Source organism: Streptomyces sp. NPDC058086, assembly GCF_042885015.1.
Lineage (GTDB): Bacteria > Actinomycetota > Actinomycetes > Streptomycetales > Streptomycetaceae > Streptomyces.
Genome location: NZ_JBHVST010000030.1, coordinates 60273 through 80272 on the forward strand (window position 1 = coordinate 60273; position 20000 = coordinate 80272).

The window sequence follows — 20000 nt, forward strand, 5'->3', positions numbered from 1 at the left end:
GATCAGCCCTTGATGCCGGTCTGCGCGACCCCCTGCACCAGCCAGCGCTGGAGGAAGAGGAACACGAACACCAGGGGCAGGATGGAAATGGCGGTGGCCATGAAGATCAGGTGGAAGTTGACGACCTGGTTGGTCATGTACGAGGAGAGCGCGATCTGCACGGTCCAGGCGCTCGGGTCCTGGCCGATGACCAGCGGCCACAGGAAGGCGTTCCAGCCGCTGATGAAGGTGATGGTCGCGATCGCGGCGAAGAAGTTCAGGGAGTTCGGTACGACGATGCGCCAGTACGCCCCCCAGTAGCCGAGCCCGTCCACGCGCGCCGCCTCCTCCAGCTCCTTGGGGAACCCCAGGAAGTACTGCCGGAAGAGGAAGCAGGCGAAACCACTGAAGAGCACCGGAATGACGAGCCCGCGGTAACTGTCCACCCAGCCCAGCGAGGAGACCAGCACGAAGCTCGGGACGAAGGTGACGGCGGGCGGCACCATCAGGGTCCCCAGGACCATGTAGAAGATCTTGTTGGCGTGCTTGTACGGGATACGGGCCAGGCCGTAGCCGGCGAGCGAGCAGACCAGCAGGGTGCCCACGGTGATCAGGACGGCGACGACCGCCGAGTTGAACAGGGAACGGCCGAAATCGACCGTCGTGTCGTGGAACAGCTCGGTGAAGTTGCTCCACTGGGGGTTCGTGGGGAAGAACTTCCAGTTCTCGCCGGTGATTTCGGGGTCCGTCGACAGCGCGTTGCGGGCGATCAGATAGAAGGGGACCAGGAAGAGCAGGGCGGCGACGCCGATGGAGACGTACAGGCCGGTGTTGCCGATGACGCTGCCGCGCTTGATACGGCGTGGCTTGTCGACCGGAGTGACTGGAGGCACGGTGGCGGTCACTTGTCGTCACCCCTTCCGAAGCCCAGGAACTTGCCCTGCGCCAGTGTCACGATGAGGATCAGCAGGGTGAGGATCACCGCGCCCGCGCTGCCCTCGCCGTAGTCCTGGCTCTCGCCCAGCGCGGTGTAGTACAGCTCGACGAGCGGCGGCCGGCCCCAGGTCGTCTTCGCCAGCAGGTTGAAGAACTCGTCGAAGGCCTGGTAGGCGGCGATGACCAGCAGCAGGATCACCGCGGTCGAGGTGGCCCGCAGCTGCGGCAGGGTGATGTGGCGGAAGGTCTGCCAGCCGGGCTTGGCGCCGTCGATGGCGGCGGCCTCGTACAGCTCGGGCGGGATGTTCTGCAGCGCCGCGAGGAACAGGATCATGTAGAAACCGGCCTGCAGCCACAGCCGCAGTGTCACGATGACCAGCCAGTACCAGGGCGGATCGGGGTTGGCGAGCCAGGCGATGTTCTCGACGCCGAACCAGCCGAGGATCGTGTTCATCAGGCCGAAGCGGACACCGCTGAACACCGACATCTTCCAGATCAGCGCGGCGGCGACATAACTGCACGCGGTCGGCAGGAAGAAGACGGAGCGGAAGAACGCCTTCATGAAGCGCAGCCGGTTCACCAGCAGGGCGAGACCCAGCGACAGCGCCCAGGTGGCGGGCACGATGAAGATGGCGAATACGGTGAAGGTGACGAGCGAACCGGTGAATTTGCTGTCCTGCAGCATCTGCCAGTAGTTGTCGAAGCCGACGAACTTGCTCGGCGTCACCGTGAAGCGCGCCTCGAAGAAGCTCAGCCAGAGGCTCCAGCCGATCGGCACATAGACGAAGACCGTCAGGCCGATGAGGAAAGGGCTCGTGAAGAGCCAGAAGTTGAAGGTGCTGCTGCCCCGCAGCCCCCGCCGCGGCCCGGCCGGTGAGGCCTTGGCCGAGGCGGGGCGCGCGACACCGCGCGTGGTGGTGGTCGACATGTCGCTACCCGTCCGTCTGTCTCCGTCCCGGCCTATCCGAAGAGCTTCTTGAGCTCGCGGTTGACGGTGGTGTCGGCCTTGGAGAGCTCGGCCTCCGGGTCACCGTTCTTGCGGACGCAGTTGGCGAAGACGTCCTCCAGCGCGGTGATCATGGCCTGGGTCCAGCCGATGTTGTCGAAGTGCCCGAAGTCGTTGAAGAGCTTGACGCCCTCAGCGGGCAGGCCCGTCTTGAGCTTGGTGGCGGACGCGGCGATCGAGGCGCGCGGCGGGATGTGGAAGCCGTACGACAGCGCGAAGTCCTCCTGGTACTTCTTCTGGTCGATCCACAGCCACTTCACGTACTCCTTGGCCAGGTCGACGTTCTTGCCCTTGGCGTTGACGAACATCGACCAGCCGCCGTTGACGACCGACTGCTTGCCGGAGTCGGTGACCTTCGGGAAGGGGAAGATCCCGAGGTCGTCGCCGAGCGCCTTCTGCATGACCGGCATGGCCCACATACCGCAGAACTGGATGGGGGTCAGACCCTGCACGATGGCGGAGGGGTCCCAGTAGTCGGTCGGGGCGTCGAGGAGAAGGTGGCCGCTGGTGAACAGCCGGCGCATCTTCTTGATGCCCTCCTTGACGCCCTCCGTGTGGTACGCGATCTGGTTCTTCGCGTCGAGGGTGTCGGCGCCGGACGACCAGATCAGCGGGTTGATGACGGCGTGCAGGTCGTTGCCGATGAACAGGCCCTTGACCTTGCCGGTGGTGAGCTTCGCCGCGGCCTCGATCAGCTCGTCCAGCGTGGTCGGCGGCTGGATCTTCGCCTTCTCCAGCACGGACTTGCGGTAGAAGAAGAACTGCGGGTCGTCGATCATCCGGACGCCGTATATCTTCCCGTCCACCGTGTGCGAGGCGATGTCGGCCGGGTTGAAGTCGGACTTGACCGGATCGATGATGTCGCTCAGGTCCGCCACCTGACCGCTCTTGATGAGCTGGATCTGCGGGTGGAACTCGAACACGTCGGGGGCGTTGTCGGTGAGCAGCGCGGAGAAGAGCTTGCTCTCGTAGTCCGCGCTGGTGATCCACTGCGTGTTCACCGCGGCCTTGTCGTAGCCCTTCGCGTACCGCTTGAGGGCGTCCTCGACGCCGGCCTCCCCGTACGCGTGGAAGTACTGCTTGATGGACTTGCCCGAACTCCCTCCCCCGGACCGCCCGTTGTTGCTTCCACACGCGGCCAGCGGCCCCAGCGCGGCCAGCCCCGCGGCGGCCCGCAGGACGGATCGACGGTCCCAGTTGCTGCTCATTGCCGACATGGTGACGTCCTTGTCTCTTGTACGGCTGCGGCTCGAAATCGCTGTGCGGTGCGGGACGCTAACCTTCTGTTAAGGCTTCGGCAAGGGGTTGGACGAAGTCTGTTCGAAGCGTTGTCTGCGGTTCGGTGGGTCGAACGGAGGTGTGGGCGGGGCGAGTTGGCGGACCGCGGGCCCGGCGGCCCACGGCCTCCTAGAGAGCGGTGCGGCGCGGGACGGTCCTGCCGCCGACGGGCTTGTGGCCCACCGAGTTCAGGGCGCCCTCCAGGGCGAAGGTCGCGGCGCCCAGGCAGACCGGGTCGGTGGGGATGGGGGAGAGGACGATCTCGGTGGCGGCCAGCGGCCGGCGCAGCGCGTGCCGGGCGACGGCCTCGCGCACCTCGCGCAGCAGCGGCTCGCCGAGCGTGGCGGCCACCCAACTGCTGAGCACGACGACTTCGGGGTTGAGGAGGTTGATCAGGTCCGCGATGCTCGCGCCGAGATAGCGGGCGGTGTCCCGGACGACTTGGAGCGCCGCCGGGTCGCCGGCGGCGACCCCGTGGGACAGGGCGTCGATGGTGGCGGTCTGGTCGTCGGGATGCAGCAGCGGGCTGTCCGGGCTCGACTCCCGCAGGTTCCGCATGATTCCGGGTGCCCCGACGTACGTCTCCACACAGCCGTGGTTGCCGCAGTGGCACGGCCGCCCGTCGAGGACCAGCGTCGTATGGCCCCATTCGCCCGCGCTGTTGCTCACCCCGCGGTGCAGCCCGCCGCCGAGCGCGAGCCCGGCGCCGACCCCTGTGCCCAGGTTGACGACGACGGCGTCCCCGCGACCGCGGGCCGCGCCGAACCACAGCTCGGCGACCGCGCAGGCGCGCAGCGGGTTGTCGAGGTGGAGGGGGTAGGCGATGTGCTCGGCCAGCAGGTCGAGCAGTGGTACGTCGTGCCAGTCCCAGTTCGGCGCGTACTCGGAGATGCCGGTGTCGCGGTCCACCTGGCCCGGCACGCTGACCCCGACGCCCAGGACGCGCGCGCCCTCGATCCCGGCCTGCGTGACCACCGAGCCGACGGCCGCGGCGACATGCCCGACGACCTGCTCCGGGCGGCTCTCGCCGGGGCGCATGTCCTCGGCGGCGCGGGCCAGCACGTTCAGCGCGAGGTCGAACAGCTCCACGCGGACGTACGTCTCCGCGATGTCGACGCCGATCAACGCGCCCCCCGACGCGTTGACGGCCACGAGTCCCCGGGGGCGGCCCCCCGCGGAGTCCTCGAACCCGACCTCGGTCAGCATCCCGAGGTCGAGCAGTTCACCGACGAGCGTGGCGACCGTGGCCAGGCTCAGCCCGGTGGCCGCCGCCAACTCCTGTCGTGAGGTGGGGGACGCGGCGATGATCTGTCGCAGCACCTCATAGCGGTTCGCGGTGCGGATGTCGCGCGACGTCCGCTTCGCCTGCTTGGCCACCTCGGTCCTCCGTACCGCACAGCGGGGCTAGGGCCCGGCGCGCCGCAAGGCTATGGCCTGGCGAGGAGGTTCGACAAGGGGTTAGGAAAGGGGCTGAACAAAGTCCCGCACGAAGGGGTTGGTGAACTTGCCGGCCGGGTCCATGGTTTCGGCCAGGGCCCTGAAGTCGTCCAGTCGCGGATAGCGCCCGCGCAGCACCTTTCCGGGCGTGGTGAACACCTTGCCCCAGTGCGGCCGGGGGTCGAAGGGCTCCAACGCCTCCTCGACCCGACGCACCACCGGCAGGACGGCCGCCGTGTCCTCGACCCAGGTGAAGTGCAGGGCCACGGTGTCCCGACCGTAGGCGGGGCTCAGCCACTGCCGGTCGGCGGCCACGGTGCGCACCTCGCAGATCTGGAGCAGCGGCGCGATGTGCTCGCGGATCGCGTCGAGGGCGCCCAGCGCCGCGAGCGCGTGCGGGCGCGGCAGCAGGTACTCCGACTGCAGCTCGGCCCCGCTGCTCGGGGTGAACTCGGCCCGGAAGTGCGGCAGCCGCTCGTGCCACGGTCCGGGCACTCCGAACTGCTGGGTGCAGTTCTCCGCGGGCATGCCCGGCACGGGGTGCATCGCCTCGGTGGCGGGCGCGGCCCAGGGGAAGTCGGGCAGCGGCCGGTCGGTGCGGCGCTTGAGCCACACCTGCCGGAAGCCCGGACGCCCCCAGTCGGTGAAGAGACTCACGCTGTACGCCGTCGCCGCCACCGTCTCGAAGTCGAGCCCCGCGAGGGGGAGTTCGGTGAAGACGTGCTGGCTCACCTCGAAGTCCGGTTCCAGGTCGAGGGTGAGGGCGGTGACGACACCGAGTGCGCCGAGGGAGGTTACGGCGCCGTCGAAGCGGGTGTCGTCGCGGCCGATCGTGACGGTCGAGCCGTCCGCCGTGACGATCTCGACCTCGCGCACGGCGGAGGCGAGGGAGCCGTTGGTGACGCCCGAGCCGTGGGTGCCGGTCGCCACCGAGCCCGCCACGGAGATGTGCGGGAGGGAGGCCATGTTGTGCAGGGCGAACCCGTGCTCGTGCACCTGGCGGGCGAGTTCGGCGTACCGGACGCCGCCCGCGACCCGTACCGTACGGGCGGTCGAGTCGACGTCCACGGTCGGGGGCAGCGCGGTGAGCGAGACCAGTACGCCGTCGTCGCCGGGCTCGGCGATCTCGTTGAACGAGTGCCCGCTGCCGAGGACGCGGACGCGTGCGCTCTGCGCGACGAGCGCCGCGAGGGCGTCGTACGTGTGCGGGCGGTGCAGTTCCTTGGCGGTGTACGTGATGTTGCCGGCCCAGTTGGTCAGGGTCTCTGTCATCCCTGTCGTCCCTCCCCGGGAAGTCGCCGTGCGCGGCCGTGCGGTGGCCACTGCTGGAAACTACCTCGGGAGTCCGTCGGTCCGGCGTTCCGGCCCTGGCCACGCTCATCGTGGCGGTCCCACCCACGGCCTCTGTCGCGCGGCGACATCCGACGGTTACGGTAGAGAGCGCTTGCTGTTATCGCGTCCGTAGTCACCGAGCCGGAGGGTTGACTCCTTGCCCGAGCGTCCCGTGGCGATGTTCGCCATGTCCGCCGAGAACGTGCCGCAGGTCTTTCCGCCCGAGGTCATGGCCCGACTGCGCGAGGTCGTGGACATCGATCCCGCGCTGGTGGCCGAGGACTTCTCGGGACCTCGTGTCCGCGAGGCGCTCGGCGGGACGGAGATCCTGATCACCGGCTGGGGCTGCCCGCGGCTGGATGCGGCCACGCTGGACGCGGCGCCGAAACTGCGTGCCGTGCTGCACTCCGCGGGCTCGGTGAAGGGTTTCACCACACCGGCGGTCTGGGACCGCGGCCTCCTGGTGTCCTCGGCCGCCGATGCCAACGCGCTGCCCGTGGCCGAGTACACCCTCGCCATGATCCTTCTCGCCGGCAAGGACCTCTTCGCCCACCGCGACCGCCTGCGCGCGCGGCGTTCCCTGCCCGGCTGGGCCCTCGTTCCCGGCATCGGCAACTACGGCCGCCGCGTGGGCGTCGTCGGAGCGTCCCGCATCGGCCGCCGCGTGATCGAACTGCTGCGCCCCTTCGATCTGAGGGTGAGTCTCACCGACCCGTACGTCGACGAGGCCGGGGCGGCCGAGCTGGGGGTTGCGCTCCTCCCGCTCGACGACCTGCTCGCCACCAGCGACATTGTCACCGTCCACGCCCCTCAGACGCCCGCGACCCGGCACCTGCTCGGCCGTCGCGAGCTCGGTCTGATGCCGGCCGGGTCGGTCCTCATCAACACCGCGCGGGGTTCGCTCGTCGACCATGACGCGCTGATCGAGGAGCTGCGGGCCGAGCGGCTGAGCGCGATCCTCGACGTCACCGACCCCGAGCCGCTGCCGCCCGATTCCCCTCTCTACGACCTCCCCAACGCCTTCATCACCCCCCACCTCGCCGGCTCCCAGGGCAACGAACTCACCCGCCTGGGCCTCACGGTCCTCTCGGAGGCGGAGCGGGTCGCTGCGGGGGAGGGGGTGGAGTTCGGGGTGGATGTGGGGGTGTTGGAACGGGGGGCGTGACGTGGATGGGGGGGTGTTGGCACGGGGGGCGTGACGTGGATGTGGGGGTGTTGGCACGGGGGGCGTGACGTGGACGCGGGGGCGTTGGAACGGGGTGTGACGCGGACGCCGGGTTTTCCTCGCCCCCGCCGCCCCTACCCGTCCCATCCCCCGGGGGCTGCGCCCCCGGCCCCCGGTTGGGGCTGTGCCCGTGGGACCCGGTTGGGGCTGCGCCCCGGGCCTCCGTTCGGGGCTGCGCCCCAACTCCCGTTCGGGGCTGCGCCCGTGGGACCTCGTCTGGGCCCCCGGGTCCCCGTTCGGGCTGTGTCCCAACCCCCGCTCGGGGCTGCGCCGCCGGGTCCTCGTTCGGGCTGTGTCCCAACCCCCGCTCGAGGCTGCGCCCCCGGCCCCCGGTTGGGGCTGTGCCCCCGGCCCCCGTTCGGGGCTGTGCCCGTGGGACCTCGTCTGGGCCCCCGGGTCCCCGTTCGGGCTGCGTCCCAACCCCCGCTCGGGGCTGCGCCGCCGGGTCCCCGTTCGGGCTGCACTCCACCCCCGCTCGGGGCTGCACCCCCGGCCTCCGTTCAGTGCTGCACCCCCAACCCTGCCCGGGGCTGTGCCCGTGGGACCCTGCCGGGGGCTGCGCTCCGGGCCTGTTCTCGGGGTTGCGCCCCCGACCTCATCCCGGGGCTCCGCCCCGAGCCCGCTCTCGGGCTCGTCCTCGGACGGGCTCTCGGGGCTCTGCCCCCGGACCAGCCCCCCGGACCAGCTCCCCCCGGACCAGCCCCCCTGGACCAGCTCCCCCCGGACCAGCCCCCTGGACCTGCGCTGAGGGGTGCGCCCTGGACTCGGCCTGGGGTGCGCCCTGGACTCGGTCCGGGGCTGTGCCCTGGACTCGGCCTGGGGTGCGCCCCGGACCCGACCCGGGGCTGTGCCCCGGACTTCGCGCTGCCGCCGGACGTGGCTTCTCCCGTGTGCATCGCGCGCCGTGAGGGGACCCGGCACGGCTGACGCGCAGGCAGGGGCATACCGTGAAGAGTCGAGCACGGAGACTTGAACGAGTCGGGAACGGGTCGGGAGCGAGGAGAACGGGATGGTCGGCAGCCGCACCGCGTTGGTCGAGGATCTGATGGAGCGGTTCCCGCACGTACCGCGGGAGGCCGTCTTCAAGGAGGACCTGCTCCGCGGAGGTGTGGCCTTCGACGAGTCGGCGCTCTCCGACAACGAGGACGGTGACGTCAAGCCGAAGTCGTACTTCATCTTCTCCTTCGACCACGGCACCCTGCCCGAGCTCGGCGAGGCCGCGCTGCGCCGCCCGCCCGAGGAGATCATCCTCACGGGTGGGCCGTACGACCTGCGGCGGACGGTCGTCTCCGTGCGGGTCAACCCCGCCTCGCCCTACCGCGTCGCCGCCGACGGGGAGGGGATGCTCGGGCTCTACCTCGACGGGAAGCGCATCGCCGACGTAGGCGTGCCGCCGATGCCCGAGTACTACCGGCACACGCTCTCCAACGGGAAGTCCGTGATGGAGGTCGCTCCCACTATCCAGTGGGGCTATCTGATCTACCTCACCGTCTTCCGGGTCTGCCAGTACTTCGGTGCCAAGGAGGAGTGCCAGTACTGCGACATCAACCACAACTGGCGCCAGCACAAGGCGGCGGGGCGCCCGTACACCGGGGTGAAGGACGTCGAGGAGGTCCTCGAAGCCCTGGAGATCATCGACCGGTACGACACGGCGAAGGTCTCCACCGCGTACACCCTCACCGGCGGCGCGATCACCTCGAAGTTGCAGGGGCGCGACGAGGCCGACTTCTACGGGCATTACGCCAAGGCCATCGAGGAGCGCTTCCCGGGGCGCTGGATCGGCAAGGTCGTCGCGCAGGCGCTGCCGCGCGACGACGTACAGCGGTTCAAGGACTACGGGGTGCAGATCTATCACCCCAACTACGAGGTGTGGGACCGGCGGCTCTTCGAGCTGTACTGCCCGGGCAAGGAGCGTTACGTCGGCCGCGACGAGTGGCACAAGCGCATCCTCGACTCCGCGGAGGTCTTCGGCGCGCGCAACGTGATCCCCAACTTCGTGGCGGGCGTGGAGATGGCGGAGCCGTTCGGCTTCACGACCGTCGACGAGGCCATCGCCTCCACCACCGAGGGGCTGCGCTTCTTCATGTCGCACGGCATCACGCCCCGCTTCACCACCTGGTGCCCGGAGCCCACGACCCCGCTCGGCAAGGCCAACCCCCAGGGCGCGCCGCTGGAGTACCACATCCGGCTGCTGGAGGCCTACCGTTCGACCATGGAGGACTTCGGGCTGTCCTCCCCGCCCGGATACGGCCCGCCCGGACCCGGCCACGCGGTCTTCTCGGTGAGCTCCTTCATGGACAGCCTCCCGGCGCGGGAACCCGCGGTGGCGGAAGCGGCCGGACCGAAGGTTCCGTAGAACCTCTTAAAAGTCGAGGGCGATCGAGACGTATCGGCCTCCCTTCCGTATCACCTTCCATACGGCGGGAGGGAGGCTGCGCGCGCTCGGACGAACGGCGCCGCAACCGCTTGCCACGCTAATTGAATACCTCGCTTGTCAGTTGTGTGGAAAGCGTGAAAGGCTCGGGCCCCGTCGTTGAGACGGCCTCAACTCCCTTGTACAGAGCGTGAGTTGACGATCACGTTGTTCAGACGTTTCTAGACGTTGCACCTGGAAGCAGTTGATGCAGGAGCCCCCCATGCCCGACCTGCCGACCCCCCAGAACGCCGCCGAGGCCGCGCTGCTCTCGGAGTGCTGGGACGCGGTCCTGTCCTACGCCGATCTGTGCACGTCCGGCTCGGCCGCGGCCACGCTGCTGGCGACCGAGGCGTTCACGCACGGCATCGACGAACTGCGCGCCGCCACCGCGGCATCGAAGAGTACCGGTACCGGACGCAGGGCGCTCAGGCTGCCCCGCATTCCGCTGCTGCTGGCCTCGGTCCGCACCGTGGCCGGCGCCTGGGAGACGAACGGGCTCGGCCATCGGCTCGACCCCGACCTGCGTCTGTGGCTCCACTCCGACAAGGCCGCCCGCTACATCGGACCGCCCCTGCACCGCCCGCTCGCGCTGCGCGGACTCAGGGACATGCAGGAGCCGGACGCCGTTCTGCTGTGGCTGGCCGAGGTCGAGTCGCTGCCGCTGTCCGCGGTGGCCCGGCGGCTCGGTCTCGATCCGGCGGCGGCGTCCTCCGAACTCGCCCAGGTGCGGGCGCTGTTCCGGGACCGCTGCCACCGCAACCACATCGACACGCCGATGGACGCCTACTGCCGCAGCTACGCGCGGCTCCTCGACGCGGTCACCCGCTCGCCCACCGCCGAGACACCCGAGGACCTCTCCCGGCACCTGGCGCGCTGCGTCGAGTGCGCGGAGGCCGCCGCCTGTCTGCGGTTGCACGGCGGCGGGCTGCCCGCGGCGCTCTCCAGCGGAGTGATCGGCTGGGGCGGCCTCGCGTATCTCGAACGACGGCGCCGGGCCGCCGAGGCCGGCATGACCGGCGGACGCACGGACGCGGCGGTGGACACGGGGCTGAACGAGGGCAAGCCGGTCCGGCCCCGGATCGGCCGGACCGGGATCCTGGTCACGGCCGTCCTCGTGTCCGCACTGGCCCTCACGGTCTCGTTGATGCCCTTCGGCGGCTCGAAGGGCGGCGGCGTGAGCGCCGCGCAGGGCGAGTCGACGGACGGGCAGTCCGTGGCGGACCCGGGCCCCTCCTTCCCCTCGGAATCGGGGTCGGGGTCAGGGGCGGGGTCGGGGTCGAGGTCGGCGGGTTCGCCCGCGGTGGCGGACTCGACCTCGCGTCCGGCGGGCAACTCCGATCAGGAGGCCCAGGGCGAGTCCTCGTCGCCCGCCGGGAAGCAGGGCGGGACGAAGGGCTCCACGAAGAGCGCCCCGCCCGACTGCCGGGTGAAGTACGAGATCGTCAGCGAGTGGCCGGACGGCTTCCAGGCCACCGTCACCGTCACCTCAACCAAGGCTCTCGCCACCTGGAGCCTCGGCTGGACCTTCAAGGACGGCCAGCGCGTGGGCCAGATGTGGGACGGCACCTTCACCCAGAACGACTCCCACGTCACGGCCACCGCCGCCGACTACAACAAGACCGTCGCCGCGAACGGAACCGTCACCTTCGGCTTCCTCGGTTCCTGGACCGGCTCCAACTCGCCCGCGCGCAACTTCACCCTCAACACGGCCAGTTGCCAGGCCGCCGGCTGAGCATCCGGCCGACCGGTGTGACGCGTGAAGAGCCGGTGTGACGCGCGAAGAAGCAGACACCGTCCCCTCACCCCGTCACCACCTCGCCAGCACCCCTCCGGCGGCGGAAACCTGATTTTTCGCCAAGTCCGCCTCCCCGGCCGGTCCCCTCATCGACGGGGCCGGCCGTTCGAGCGCCGGTCCTGACCTCAAGGTCGTCGGTGGGGCGGGAGTCGGGGCGGACGGTTCGGCCGCGGTCACCGGTGGTGGGGGGCGTCACGGGGGACGGTCCCCCCGGGCGACCCACCTGGCACTTCGGCACTTACCGACCAGTACTGCCGATCTGGCGTAATTCACTCGCCTCAATGCTTCGCTCTGCCACCATCAACGCCTCTGAAAAGTCAGGCGGCATGATTGCGGCGGGGGGCGTGGCCATGGGACTGCTCGGCAATGAGCTGGCTTTCGCGCGCGCTCTGACCGCTCAGGAGCGCGAGAGCGTGATGGCGCTCGGCAGCCGGAAGCATTACGCGGCTGATGCCCATCTTCTGACGGAAGGCGACCGGTCCAGTCACGTCCTGATCATCATTCAGGGCTGGGTGACCGTTTCCGTGGTGACGGACCGGGGTGCCACCCGGCTGATACTCGGACTGCGGGGTCCCGGTGAACTGCTCGGCGAGATGGCCGCCCTGGACCCGCATCCCCGCAGCGCCACCGTGCGCGCGCTGGGTCCGACCGAGACCCAGGTCATATCCGGGGACGCGTTCCGCCGTTTCCTCGCCCTGCACCCCCGCGTCAGCGGTCTGGTGATACGCCAGCTCACCTTCCGTCTGCGCAGCGCCGACCAGGAGCGGTCCGCGCTCGCCTCGCTCACCGTGCTGCAGCGGCTGGCCAGCCGGCTCACCGAACTGTCGAGAGCCGAGCCCTCCGGCCCCTACAACCCGGCCGTACCGGGCGTCACGCACACGGGCACCGTCGTCCAGCTGGCCCAGGACGAACTGGCCGCCACCATCGGAGCCACCCGGGAAGCCGTCGCCAAGGCACTGAAGCTGCTGCGCACCCAGCACGTCGTGCGCACCGGTAACCGGATGGTGGAGATCCTCGACCCCGAGCTGCTCGCCCTCCTCGCGGACGGTCATCAGGAGTAGACCCACGCCTTGTCGTAACCCACGCCTCGTCGTGTGTAAACGGCTACAGACGGCCTTCGTCCCGGGCCCGACGCTGAGGGGGACGGCAAGTGGAGAGAACAAGGGGGCACGGGGTGGACCACGACGCGATGGATCTCACCGAAGCACGCTACGAGTTGGTGATCAGCGTCGACGCCCGGCGTTCCGGGGAGTACGACGACGTCGACAAACAGCGCATGCGCGAGCGGATCTACCGGGTGCTGGAAGCGGCTTTCACCCACGCCAAGGTGGCGCGGGACGCCGTACACATGGAGGACCGCGGCGACGGTGTGCTGCTGTCGGTGGCCGGCCGGATCGCGGTGACCCGGCTGCTCGGCCTGTGGATGGTCGAGGTGCACGAGAATCTGCGGGACGAGAACCGCGGCCTGCGCGTCCCCCTCGGGCTTCGGGTGGGCATGCACGTCGGGCCTGTCCGGCACGACGGCCGGGGCATCAGCGGGCGCGCGGTCGACCTCGCGTGCCGGCTGGCCGACTCGCCCCTCGCCCGGCGGCTGCTGGACGCCGAGCGGGCCGACCTCGTGCTGGTGACCTCCCAGTCGCTCTACGAGGACGTGGTCAGCAGCGGCGGCAAGTTCATCGAGCCCGCGCACTACTCCTCCGCCCGCCTGGAGCTCAAGGAGGGCGAGGTCACCGCCTGGTTCCACCTTCCCGGCCGACCCGCTCCCGAGATCCCCGCCGCCGCACCGGCAGCACCTGACGCCGACCGTGCCGATGACGTCGATGACACCCGTGATGTCAATGACGCCGGTGGTGGCGATGACGCCCGTGACGCCGATGACCCCCATGGCGCCGACGGCGAGGACCGGGCCGACGGACCCGGTGCCCGGTACACCGTCCACGGCGACATGTCGCAGCACAGCGACAACGTCTACCAGCAGCCCGTGCACATCGGGCGGATCACCGGCGACGCCGGCCGACGGAAGGGCTGAGCGCGGTGACCGACGATCAGCAGGCGGGCGCCGCCGCCGAGCCCGCACCCCAGAAGGGGGCCGACGCCCGTTCGCCCGAGGCCGACGGGCAGGCCAGGAACGACCCGCCCCGTGCCGACGAGGGCAAGGCCGGCGGCGACGAGGGTGCCGCCGGGAACGACGCCCCGGAAGAGGGCGACGTCAAGAAGGAGCAGGAGAAGAAGCAGGAGGAGGAACGCGAGCGCGCCGCGGGGCGGTTCAAGGAGCACACCCGCGACCCCCTCGCCGAGGAGCAGGGCGAGGACGGGACCACCGACCTCGCCGCCGCCTCACGGGCCCGCCGGGCCACCCGGATGCTGTTCGACACCGGCCGGGACCTGAACAGCTTCGACCGCTCGTTCTTCCAGAGCGCCCACATCGGCGACATCCACCTGCGGATGGACGCCCGCCACTCCGGTGCGGGGATGCGCAGCGGACCCGTGCCCGACGAGGAACTGCGCAGGCTCCGCCGCGTCCATGTGGAACCGCGGGGATACGTACAGCTGCGCAAGGCCCTCGGCACCCGTCGGCTGCTGGTGCTCGTCGCCGCCCCCGGCACCGGACGCACCAGCACCGCACTCTCGCTCCTCGACGAGGTCACCGGCCCCGCGGCGGACGCCGCGGGCACGGAGCCCGGGGCCGGATCCCGGGTGCGCCGGGTCGACCCGGACGGTGGGGTCAGGGAGTTGGCGGGCTCCCTGGCCGGCGAGGGCGAGGAGGCGCGGCGCGGCACCGGGTACCTGCTGGAGCTCTCCCTCACCGGGCCCGTCGCGCTGCCGCCGGACGAGATGGACCTCGACGGGCTCGCCGCGGTCCTGGCCCGGTGCGATTCGTATGCGGTGGTCGTTGTCACGGTCGGATCGGCGGCCAACCCGCTGCTGGCCGGGCGGTACGGCAGGCTCTGCCCTCCCGCGCCCACCCAGGAGCTGCTCACCACCCGGTTACGGGAGCGGCTGGAGGAGCATGTCGCCGCCGCCCCGGACGCCGGTGTCCGGCTGGAGGACCTGCTCGCAGGGGCGGAGGAACTGGCGGTCCGCCAGGACGTCAAGGACGCGGTCGGGCTGGAGGATCTGCGCCCCGCCGAGGCCGAGTTGCTCGCCTCGCTGCTGGCCGCACACCAGCTGGGGGAGGTTTCCCGGGACGAGCTGCTGGCCGGTTGCCGCAGCCTCGCCGCCGACCAGGCCCAGGAGTGGTTCACCGGGGTGGACCGGGCGCTGACGACGCCGCCCGCCGAGCCGGAGGGCGGCGCGGGACGGCCGGGTACGGCGGCCCTGTTCCACCCGGTGGCGTTCCGTATCGCGCTCGCCGTACTGGGCGGCGCCTCGCACAGCGCCGTGGCCGCCGCCGCCCATCTGCTGACCTGGGAACTGTCCGTACAGTGCGATCCGGACCACACCCCGGCCCGCCCGCTGTTCTGCGACGACCCGGAAGCCGATCTCGCCCTCTCGCGCGCCGAACTGACGGACGGCCGGCTCGAGGTGGCCGGGACCGAGGTCCCGGCCCGGCTGATCTGGTACCGGGGCTCCGCGCTGCCTTCGGCGGTGCTGACCGAGATCTGGGACCGGCACTTCCCCGTCCGGGCACCGATCGTGCGCTGGCTGCGGCTGCTCGCGGACGATCCCCGCCCCCAGGTGTGGATGCGCGCCGCGGTGGCCGCCGGGGAGCTGTGCGCACGGGACTTCGACCACGGATACGCGGAATTGATCAGGCCGCTCGCCGAGGCGGCCACGCCCCGCCGCAGGATCTTCGCGGCCACCACGCTGGACCAGGCGGCCGGTCACGCGTCGCACCGCAAGGCGGTGCGCAAGCTGGTCGACGACTGGAGCAGGTACGGGACGAAGTCGCTGCGCTGGACCGCGGCGATGGCGCTGGGTTACGGGAACGCCGCGGACACGACGGAAGACGCCCTGGACGCCCTGGCCCGGATCGGGGTCCGCGACGACGGGGAGCAGCTGGCGGTCGCCTCGTTCAACGCCGTACGGCTGCTGGCGCTCCCTGACGGTGCCAAGGTGTTGCGGCGGATGGCCGACTGGACCCACCACAAGCGCGAGGCGTACCAGGACCTCGGTCTGGTCACCTCCGTGCGGCTCGCCCTGACCTCGGTGGACGAGGTGCTGTCCGACGAGCCCGACTCCCCGTTGGCGGACCGCGCCGACTGGCCGCTGCCGCTCGCCCTCGCCGCCGGCCGCCCCGAACTCGTGCTCCCCATGGCCGACTTGATGTGGACCGCGCTGAACACGGCGCGCTCGAAGGACGTGGCCCTGGACGCGCTGGAGTCCCTGCTGCGTTCGGCGGTGCGCAGGGACGGCGCCGAAGGGACCCGGCCGGGGCTGGCGGCGCTGCTGCCCGCGCTGGCGACCGAGCAGAACGACCGACGGCGGCTGGACTGGCTGCTGCGCCGAATGATGAACGATCCGGAGAATCCGCTCCCCGACGCGCAGGCGCGCTCCCTGTGGTGGCTCGCCGTCCCGCCGAAGGAGAGGACGGGCGAGGAGGACAGCCATGGCTGAGGACCAGGACGCGAGGGCGAAGGCGAGGGAGCGGCTGAGGGCGCGGAAGGCGGCCGCGGGGCCCGCGGGTCCCTTCCTGCGGGAGTACGCGCCGACGGGCGGGTTCCCGCAGGTGAGCGCCCAGAAGGCCTCGGTGCTGTTCTACCGCAACGGCGGCTACAGCGTGGTCACCGTCTCCGGTGTCCGCCACGTCGACAAGCGGGCGCTCGCCCGGCCGTACACCGTCTGCGAGATCGCGCTCGGCACCTACGTGACGACGCTTCAGATGGAGCTGCCGGCCGCCGGCGGCACCACCTTCTTCAAGGCCGAGGTGGACATCCACTGGACGGTGACCGATCCTCATCTGGCCGCCACCGAGGTCGTCACCGACGTCGCCCAGCGGCTCACCGCCCCGGTGCTGGAGCGGCTGCGCGAGGTGTCCTCGGCCTACCGGGTGACCCAGGCCGAACAGGCCGACCGCGCCATCACCCTGGAGTGTGCCGGCAGGCGCTGGGCCGAGCTGGGCACCGAACTCGGCCTGCGGGTGCGGCTGTACGTCCGCCTGCGGGTGGACGACCGGACGATCGAGCACATGGACGGCATCCGGGACGCGCACGCCTCGGCCGAGGTGACCCGGGTACATCAGGCCGCGTTCCGCAAGATGCTGCAGGGCGGCGAGCTGGAACAGCTCAGCTACATGCTGGCGGCCGAGCCCGAGGCGGCCAAGGACTTCCTGGAGAAGATCCGCCAGGAGGGGCGGCAGGACGAGAAGGAACGCGTCGACCGGCTCTTCGCCATGGTCGCCAGCGGTCAGATCCAGTCCAACGACATGGAGACACAGGCCCTGAACCTCCTCAACCAGGGCCGCCACCCCCTCCAGGGGCCCATCGGCTCGCTGCCCGCCCGCCGCGAGACCCCGCAGCTGGCTCCGGCCGCCGACGAACCGTTCACCCCGGACTGGGTGGCGGACGAACCGCCCTCCCGGGCGGACCGGGGGCCACGCGGGAGAGAGCCCTACCCAGACGACCCCCAGGACGCCGAACCCGAACCGCCGCGTCGCCGCGGACGCTCCCGGGACGACGGATGGTCCTGGGCGGAGGAGGACCGGTGACCGGCGACGGCCCGGCGCGCACCTCCTCCGACCCGGTCGGGCCCGTGCCGGACGGGGGTCCGCACGGGTCCGACCGGGGCGAGCGCATCGCCGAACGACTGCTGAGCACGGTCAGGGAGGACCTCGGCCGCGCCGACGCGAAGGCGGCCGTACTGCTCTCAGGAACGCTGGCGCTGCCCGCGTTCCTGATCGGGCGGCACGGCCCGCCCGACTGGCGCGGGCTCGCCGACGTGACGCTGATCCTCGCGAGCGTGCTCTGGGTGGTCGCGGTGACCGCGCTGGTCGGGGCGCTCATGCCGCGCACCCGAACGGTCCGCGGCCGGGACGGGGTGACGTACTTCGGCGACCTGCTGGCCCCCCGCGACCTCGCGGGGCTGTCCGCCGACGTCACCGACGCCGGACGCGATCCCGCCGGATGGCTGCTGGTCCAGGCCGTGGACGTCAGCTCGATCCTGTCCGCCAAGTACCGGGCCATCCGCTGGGGAGTGGGCTCGCTCGCCCCTTCGACGGCGCTGGCCCTGGCCTGGAGCCTGACCGCCCGCTGACACGCGGCACAGCACGTACACGACACAGAGACGAACCAAGGAACCAGGGGGACGGCCGTGGAAAGCATCACGGGAAGACGGCAGACAGGAAGGGGCCGGGTGCGCCGCGCCGCGGTCGGCGCGCTCGGCGGCATGGCGGTGCTCGTGTCCCTGCTGGCACCCGCCGGTCATGATCCGGTGCCGGCGGCGGATTCCGCACCCGCCTTCCCGGCGGTCAACTACTCCATCGCCGTGGACGAGTCCGCCAGCCTCGCGCCCGAGGACATGAAGGCCGAGAAGGCCGCCGCCGCACGCATCGCGCTCGGCGACGTCTCCTCGTCCTCCCAGGCCACCGTCTTCGGGTTCGCCGCCGCCGAGTCCGGCGCACAGCGCGCGGTGGACCCGGTCTGCCCGCGCACCACGCTGGACGCGGCGGGCCGCGAGACGATCGGCACCTGTGTCGGCAAGCTGCGCAGCCGCACGAAGAACGAGGGCACCGGCACCGACTTCCCGAGCGCGATACGCCAGGGAGTCCACGACCTCACCACCGGCACCGATGCTTCGGGGCCCCGCGTGCTGTTCCTGCTCACCGACGGAAAGCTGGACGTCCAGGACAGCCCCAAGTACGGCGACCCCGCGCACCGCAAGGACGAGGGCGAGCGGCAGCTGACGCAGGAGCTCGAGAACGCCGCCGCCGAGCACGTACAGATCTGGCCGCTCGGCTTCGGACCCGACCCGGACAAGGCGCAGCTCGACCGCATCGCCGCCGGCGGATACCAGAAGGGCTGCGTCGAACTGCCCTCCGCCCGCCCGAGCGCGGGCAAGGTCTCCGGGGCCAAGGACGTCGGCCCCATGCTGGAGAAGATCTTCGCCGCCGCCCACTGCCTGCGTCACGAACAGGGCCCCAGCAAGCGGCCGCCCGCCACCCTGGAGATCGGTATCTCCCCGCTGGCGACCGTGGGCAGCATCGTCGTCGACAAGGGCGACCCCCAGGTGAAGATCACCTACCTCGACCCCAACGGCCATCAGGTCCCCACCACGGGGACGTACCGCAAGTCGAGTTTCGAGCTGGCGGGCGGCAGCGGCACGGTCGAGGCGCTGAAGATCGTCGACCCGGTGCCCGGCACCTGGCGCGTGAAGGCCGAGGCCCCGGAAGGCCACCGCTCCGTGCCCGTCGCCGTCAGTGTGCTGTGGCAGGGCGAGTTGCGCGGCGCGATCACCATGGACCCGCCGTCGCCGCAGGCCGGCGACAAGGTCACGGTGACCATGCGCCTGCAGACCCGCGAGGGTTACGAGATCAAGGACGCGCGCGACTACGAGGGGCTGCGCGTCCGCAGTGAACTGACCGGCGACGGGTTCGACCCGCTGGCGCTGCGCCTCACCGACGACGGCCAGGGGTCCGACTCCAAGGCGAGCGACGGCTCCTTCACCGGTTCCGTCGAGATCCCCAAGAGTGCCGACGGGGCACTGAAGGTGAGCGGCACACTGACGGCCTCGGGGCTGAGCGCCGACACCCGCAGCGAGGGCGGCCAGATCGCGCCCGGCGCACTCCCCGTCACCACCGCGCTCGAACTGCCCACCGCGAACACCCACCCCGGCTCCACCGTCACCGGCACGCTGGCCGTTCACAACACCAGCGACACCGCACACACCCTGCGGCTGTCCGTCGCCGACCTCAAGTCCGGGCTGCTCACGGTCACCCCGGCCGAGATCCAGGTGAAGCCCGGCGAGTCCGGCACCCGGAAGGTCACGGTCGAGGTCGCCCCCCGCGACGTCTTCGGCGACCGCCTCGGCGACGGCGGACTGCGACTCGGCGGCACCGTGACCGTGGTTGACACCACCGACCACGACCGGACACTGGTGCGCACCCCGCTCTCGGTGCGGGTGACACCCGAGCCGGGCGTCTGGGCGAAGTACTGGTGGGCGTTCGTGTCCGCCGCCGCACTGATCGCGCTGGTCACCGCGGCGGTCCTCGCCTGGCTGCGCCAGCGCCGCACCCGCAGGGACCCGTTCGGCCTGGTGCTGCGACTGGTCTCCGCGGAGGGCGACGTCCTCGGCGAGCACCTCGCCGGACACGGACACAAGCAGTGGTACGAGTTCGCCGTCGCCGAACCCCACCGCAGCCCGCGCATCGAGCGGCGCGCCCACGGCCCGTACGCCGTCCAGCGCAGCCCCGAGGGCGGAGCGGTCCTGCGCAAGCGCGGCGGCGGCCGGACCCCGCTGCCCGCCCGCGGCCAGGTCCAGCTGACCGACACGCTGAGCCTGGCCCTGGGCGAGGACACCCGCGCCTCGAAGGTCCGCCGACCGCGGCCCTCCGCGCGGACGACCGCGGGCTCCACCACCTCCGCGACCGGTACCGGCGAGAGCGGGAGCTCGTACGGGTCGTATCTGTGACGCCAGGGGGCGGGCCCGAGGCGCCACCGGG

The 20000-nt window shown here is 71.2% G+C and carries 14 protein-coding genes; 9 read left to right on the forward strand and 5 right to left on the reverse strand.

The window, feature by feature from the left end; all coding sequences use genetic code 11:
* Positions 1-2: 2 nt before the first annotated feature.
* The 5 genes from ACFVWD_RS23925 to ACFVWD_RS23945 all read right to left on the reverse strand — a co-directional run bounded on the left by ACFVWD_RS23925 (position 3) and on the right by ACFVWD_RS23945 (position 5908).
* Positions 3-884: a carbohydrate ABC transporter permease gene (locus ACFVWD_RS23925; RefSeq protein ID WP_385369561.1), complete on the reverse strand. Its 882-nt coding sequence runs from the start codon at positions 882-884 to the stop codon at positions 3-5.
* Complete coding sequence (locus ACFVWD_RS23930; RefSeq protein WP_389598809.1) at positions 881-1843, reverse strand: carbohydrate ABC transporter permease; 963 nt, start codon at positions 1841-1843, stop codon at positions 881-883. Before ACFVWD_RS23930 ends, ACFVWD_RS23925 begins: the two co-directional genes overlap by 4 nt.
* A 32-nt stretch (positions 1844-1875) precedes the next feature.
* Positions 1876-3138, reverse strand: a complete 1263-nt coding sequence (locus ACFVWD_RS23935; RefSeq protein ID WP_101401625.1) for an extracellular solute-binding protein — start codon at positions 3136-3138, stop codon at positions 1876-1878.
* A 190-nt stretch (positions 3139-3328) separates the two neighbouring features.
* Positions 3329-4576 (reverse strand): ROK family transcriptional regulator, encoded by a 1248-nt coding sequence (locus tag ACFVWD_RS23940; protein WP_389598810.1) that lies wholly within the window; start codon positions 4574-4576, stop codon positions 3329-3331.
* Between the two features lie 81 nt (positions 4577-4657).
* Positions 4658-5908 carry an FAD-binding protein gene (locus tag ACFVWD_RS23945; protein WP_389598812.1) on the reverse strand — a complete coding sequence of 417 codons (1251 nt, stop codon included), beginning with the start codon at positions 5906-5908 and terminating at the stop codon, positions 4658-4660.
* Positions 5909-6125: 217 nt separating this feature from the next.
* Here ACFVWD_RS23945 and ACFVWD_RS23950 point away from each other — a divergent pair, with 217 nt between their 5' ends.
* The 9 genes from ACFVWD_RS23950 (at position 6126) to ACFVWD_RS23990 (ending at position 19969) form a co-directional block, all read left to right on the forward strand.
* Positions 6126-7133 carry a hydroxyacid dehydrogenase gene (locus ACFVWD_RS23950; RefSeq protein ID WP_389598813.1) on the forward strand — a complete coding sequence of 336 codons (1008 nt, stop codon included), beginning with the start codon at positions 6126-6128 and terminating at the stop codon, positions 7131-7133.
* A gap of 1069 nt (positions 7134-8202) precedes the next feature.
* Positions 8203-9549 (forward strand): radical SAM protein, encoded by a 1347-nt coding sequence (locus tag ACFVWD_RS23955; protein ID WP_389598814.1) that lies wholly within the window; start codon positions 8203-8205, stop codon positions 9547-9549.
* A gap of 280 nt (positions 9550-9829) precedes the next feature.
* Positions 9830-11341 (forward strand): cellulose binding domain-containing protein, encoded by a 1512-nt coding sequence (locus tag ACFVWD_RS23960; protein WP_389598816.1) that lies wholly within the window; start codon positions 9830-9832, stop codon positions 11339-11341.
* Between the two features lie 413 nt (positions 11342-11754).
* On the forward strand, positions 11755-12465 hold the full coding sequence (locus tag ACFVWD_RS23965; RefSeq protein WP_101403846.1) for a Crp/Fnr family transcriptional regulator: 711 nt from the start codon (positions 11755-11757) through the stop codon (positions 12463-12465).
* Positions 12466-12578: 113 nt separating this feature from the next.
* Entirely contained in the window at positions 12579-13433 is an 855-nt protein-coding gene (locus ACFVWD_RS23970) for a hypothetical protein (RefSeq protein WP_389598817.1), read from the forward strand.
* Positions 13434-13438: 5 nt separating this feature from the next.
* The gene (locus ACFVWD_RS23975) at positions 13439-15961 is read left to right on the forward strand and encodes a hypothetical protein (protein WP_389598819.1); all 2523 of its coding nucleotides are present in this window, start codon (positions 13439-13441) and stop codon (positions 15959-15961) included.
* Positions 15954-17051 (forward strand): hypothetical protein, encoded by a 1098-nt coding sequence (locus ACFVWD_RS23980; protein ID WP_389598821.1) that lies wholly within the window; start codon positions 15954-15956, stop codon positions 17049-17051. The genes ACFVWD_RS23975 and ACFVWD_RS23980 overlap by 8 nt, the downstream gene beginning before the upstream one ends.
* Positions 17048-17596: a Pycsar system effector family protein gene (locus tag ACFVWD_RS23985; RefSeq protein ID WP_168496923.1), complete on the forward strand. Its 549-nt coding sequence runs from the start codon at positions 17048-17050 to the stop codon at positions 17594-17596. The genes ACFVWD_RS23980 and ACFVWD_RS23985 overlap by 4 nt, the downstream gene beginning before the upstream one ends.
* 99 nt (positions 17597-17695) lie before the next feature.
* The gene (locus tag ACFVWD_RS23990; RefSeq protein WP_389598822.1) at positions 17696-19969 is read left to right on the forward strand and encodes a VWA domain-containing protein; all 2274 of its coding nucleotides are present in this window, start codon (positions 17696-17698) and stop codon (positions 19967-19969) included.
* The last annotated feature ends 31 nt before the right edge of the window (positions 19970-20000 follow it).

Coding starts and splice junctions, on each gene's coding strand:
- ACFVWD_RS23945 (WP_389598812.1), bottom strand. CDS start 5,908: ATGACAGAGACCCTGACCAACTGGGCCGGCAACATCACGTACACCGCC.
- ACFVWD_RS23930 (WP_389598809.1), bottom strand. CDS start 1,843: ATGTCGACCACCACCACGCGCGGTGTCGCGCGCCCCGCCTCGGCCAAG.
- ACFVWD_RS23980 (WP_389598821.1), top strand. CDS start 15,954: ATGGCTGAGGACCAGGACGCGAGGGCGAAGGCGAGGGAGCGGCTGAGG.
- ACFVWD_RS23960 (WP_389598816.1), top strand. CDS start 9,830: ATGCCCGACCTGCCGACCCCCCAGAACGCCGCCGAGGCCGCGCTGCTC.
- ACFVWD_RS23935 (WP_101401625.1), bottom strand. CDS start 3,138: ATGTCGGCAATGAGCAGCAACTGGGACCGTCGATCCGTCCTGCGGGCC.
- ACFVWD_RS23955 (WP_389598814.1), top strand. CDS start 8,203: ATGGTCGGCAGCCGCACCGCGTTGGTCGAGGATCTGATGGAGCGGTTC.
- ACFVWD_RS23965 (WP_101403846.1), top strand. CDS start 11,755: ATGGGACTGCTCGGCAATGAGCTGGCTTTCGCGCGCGCTCTGACCGCT.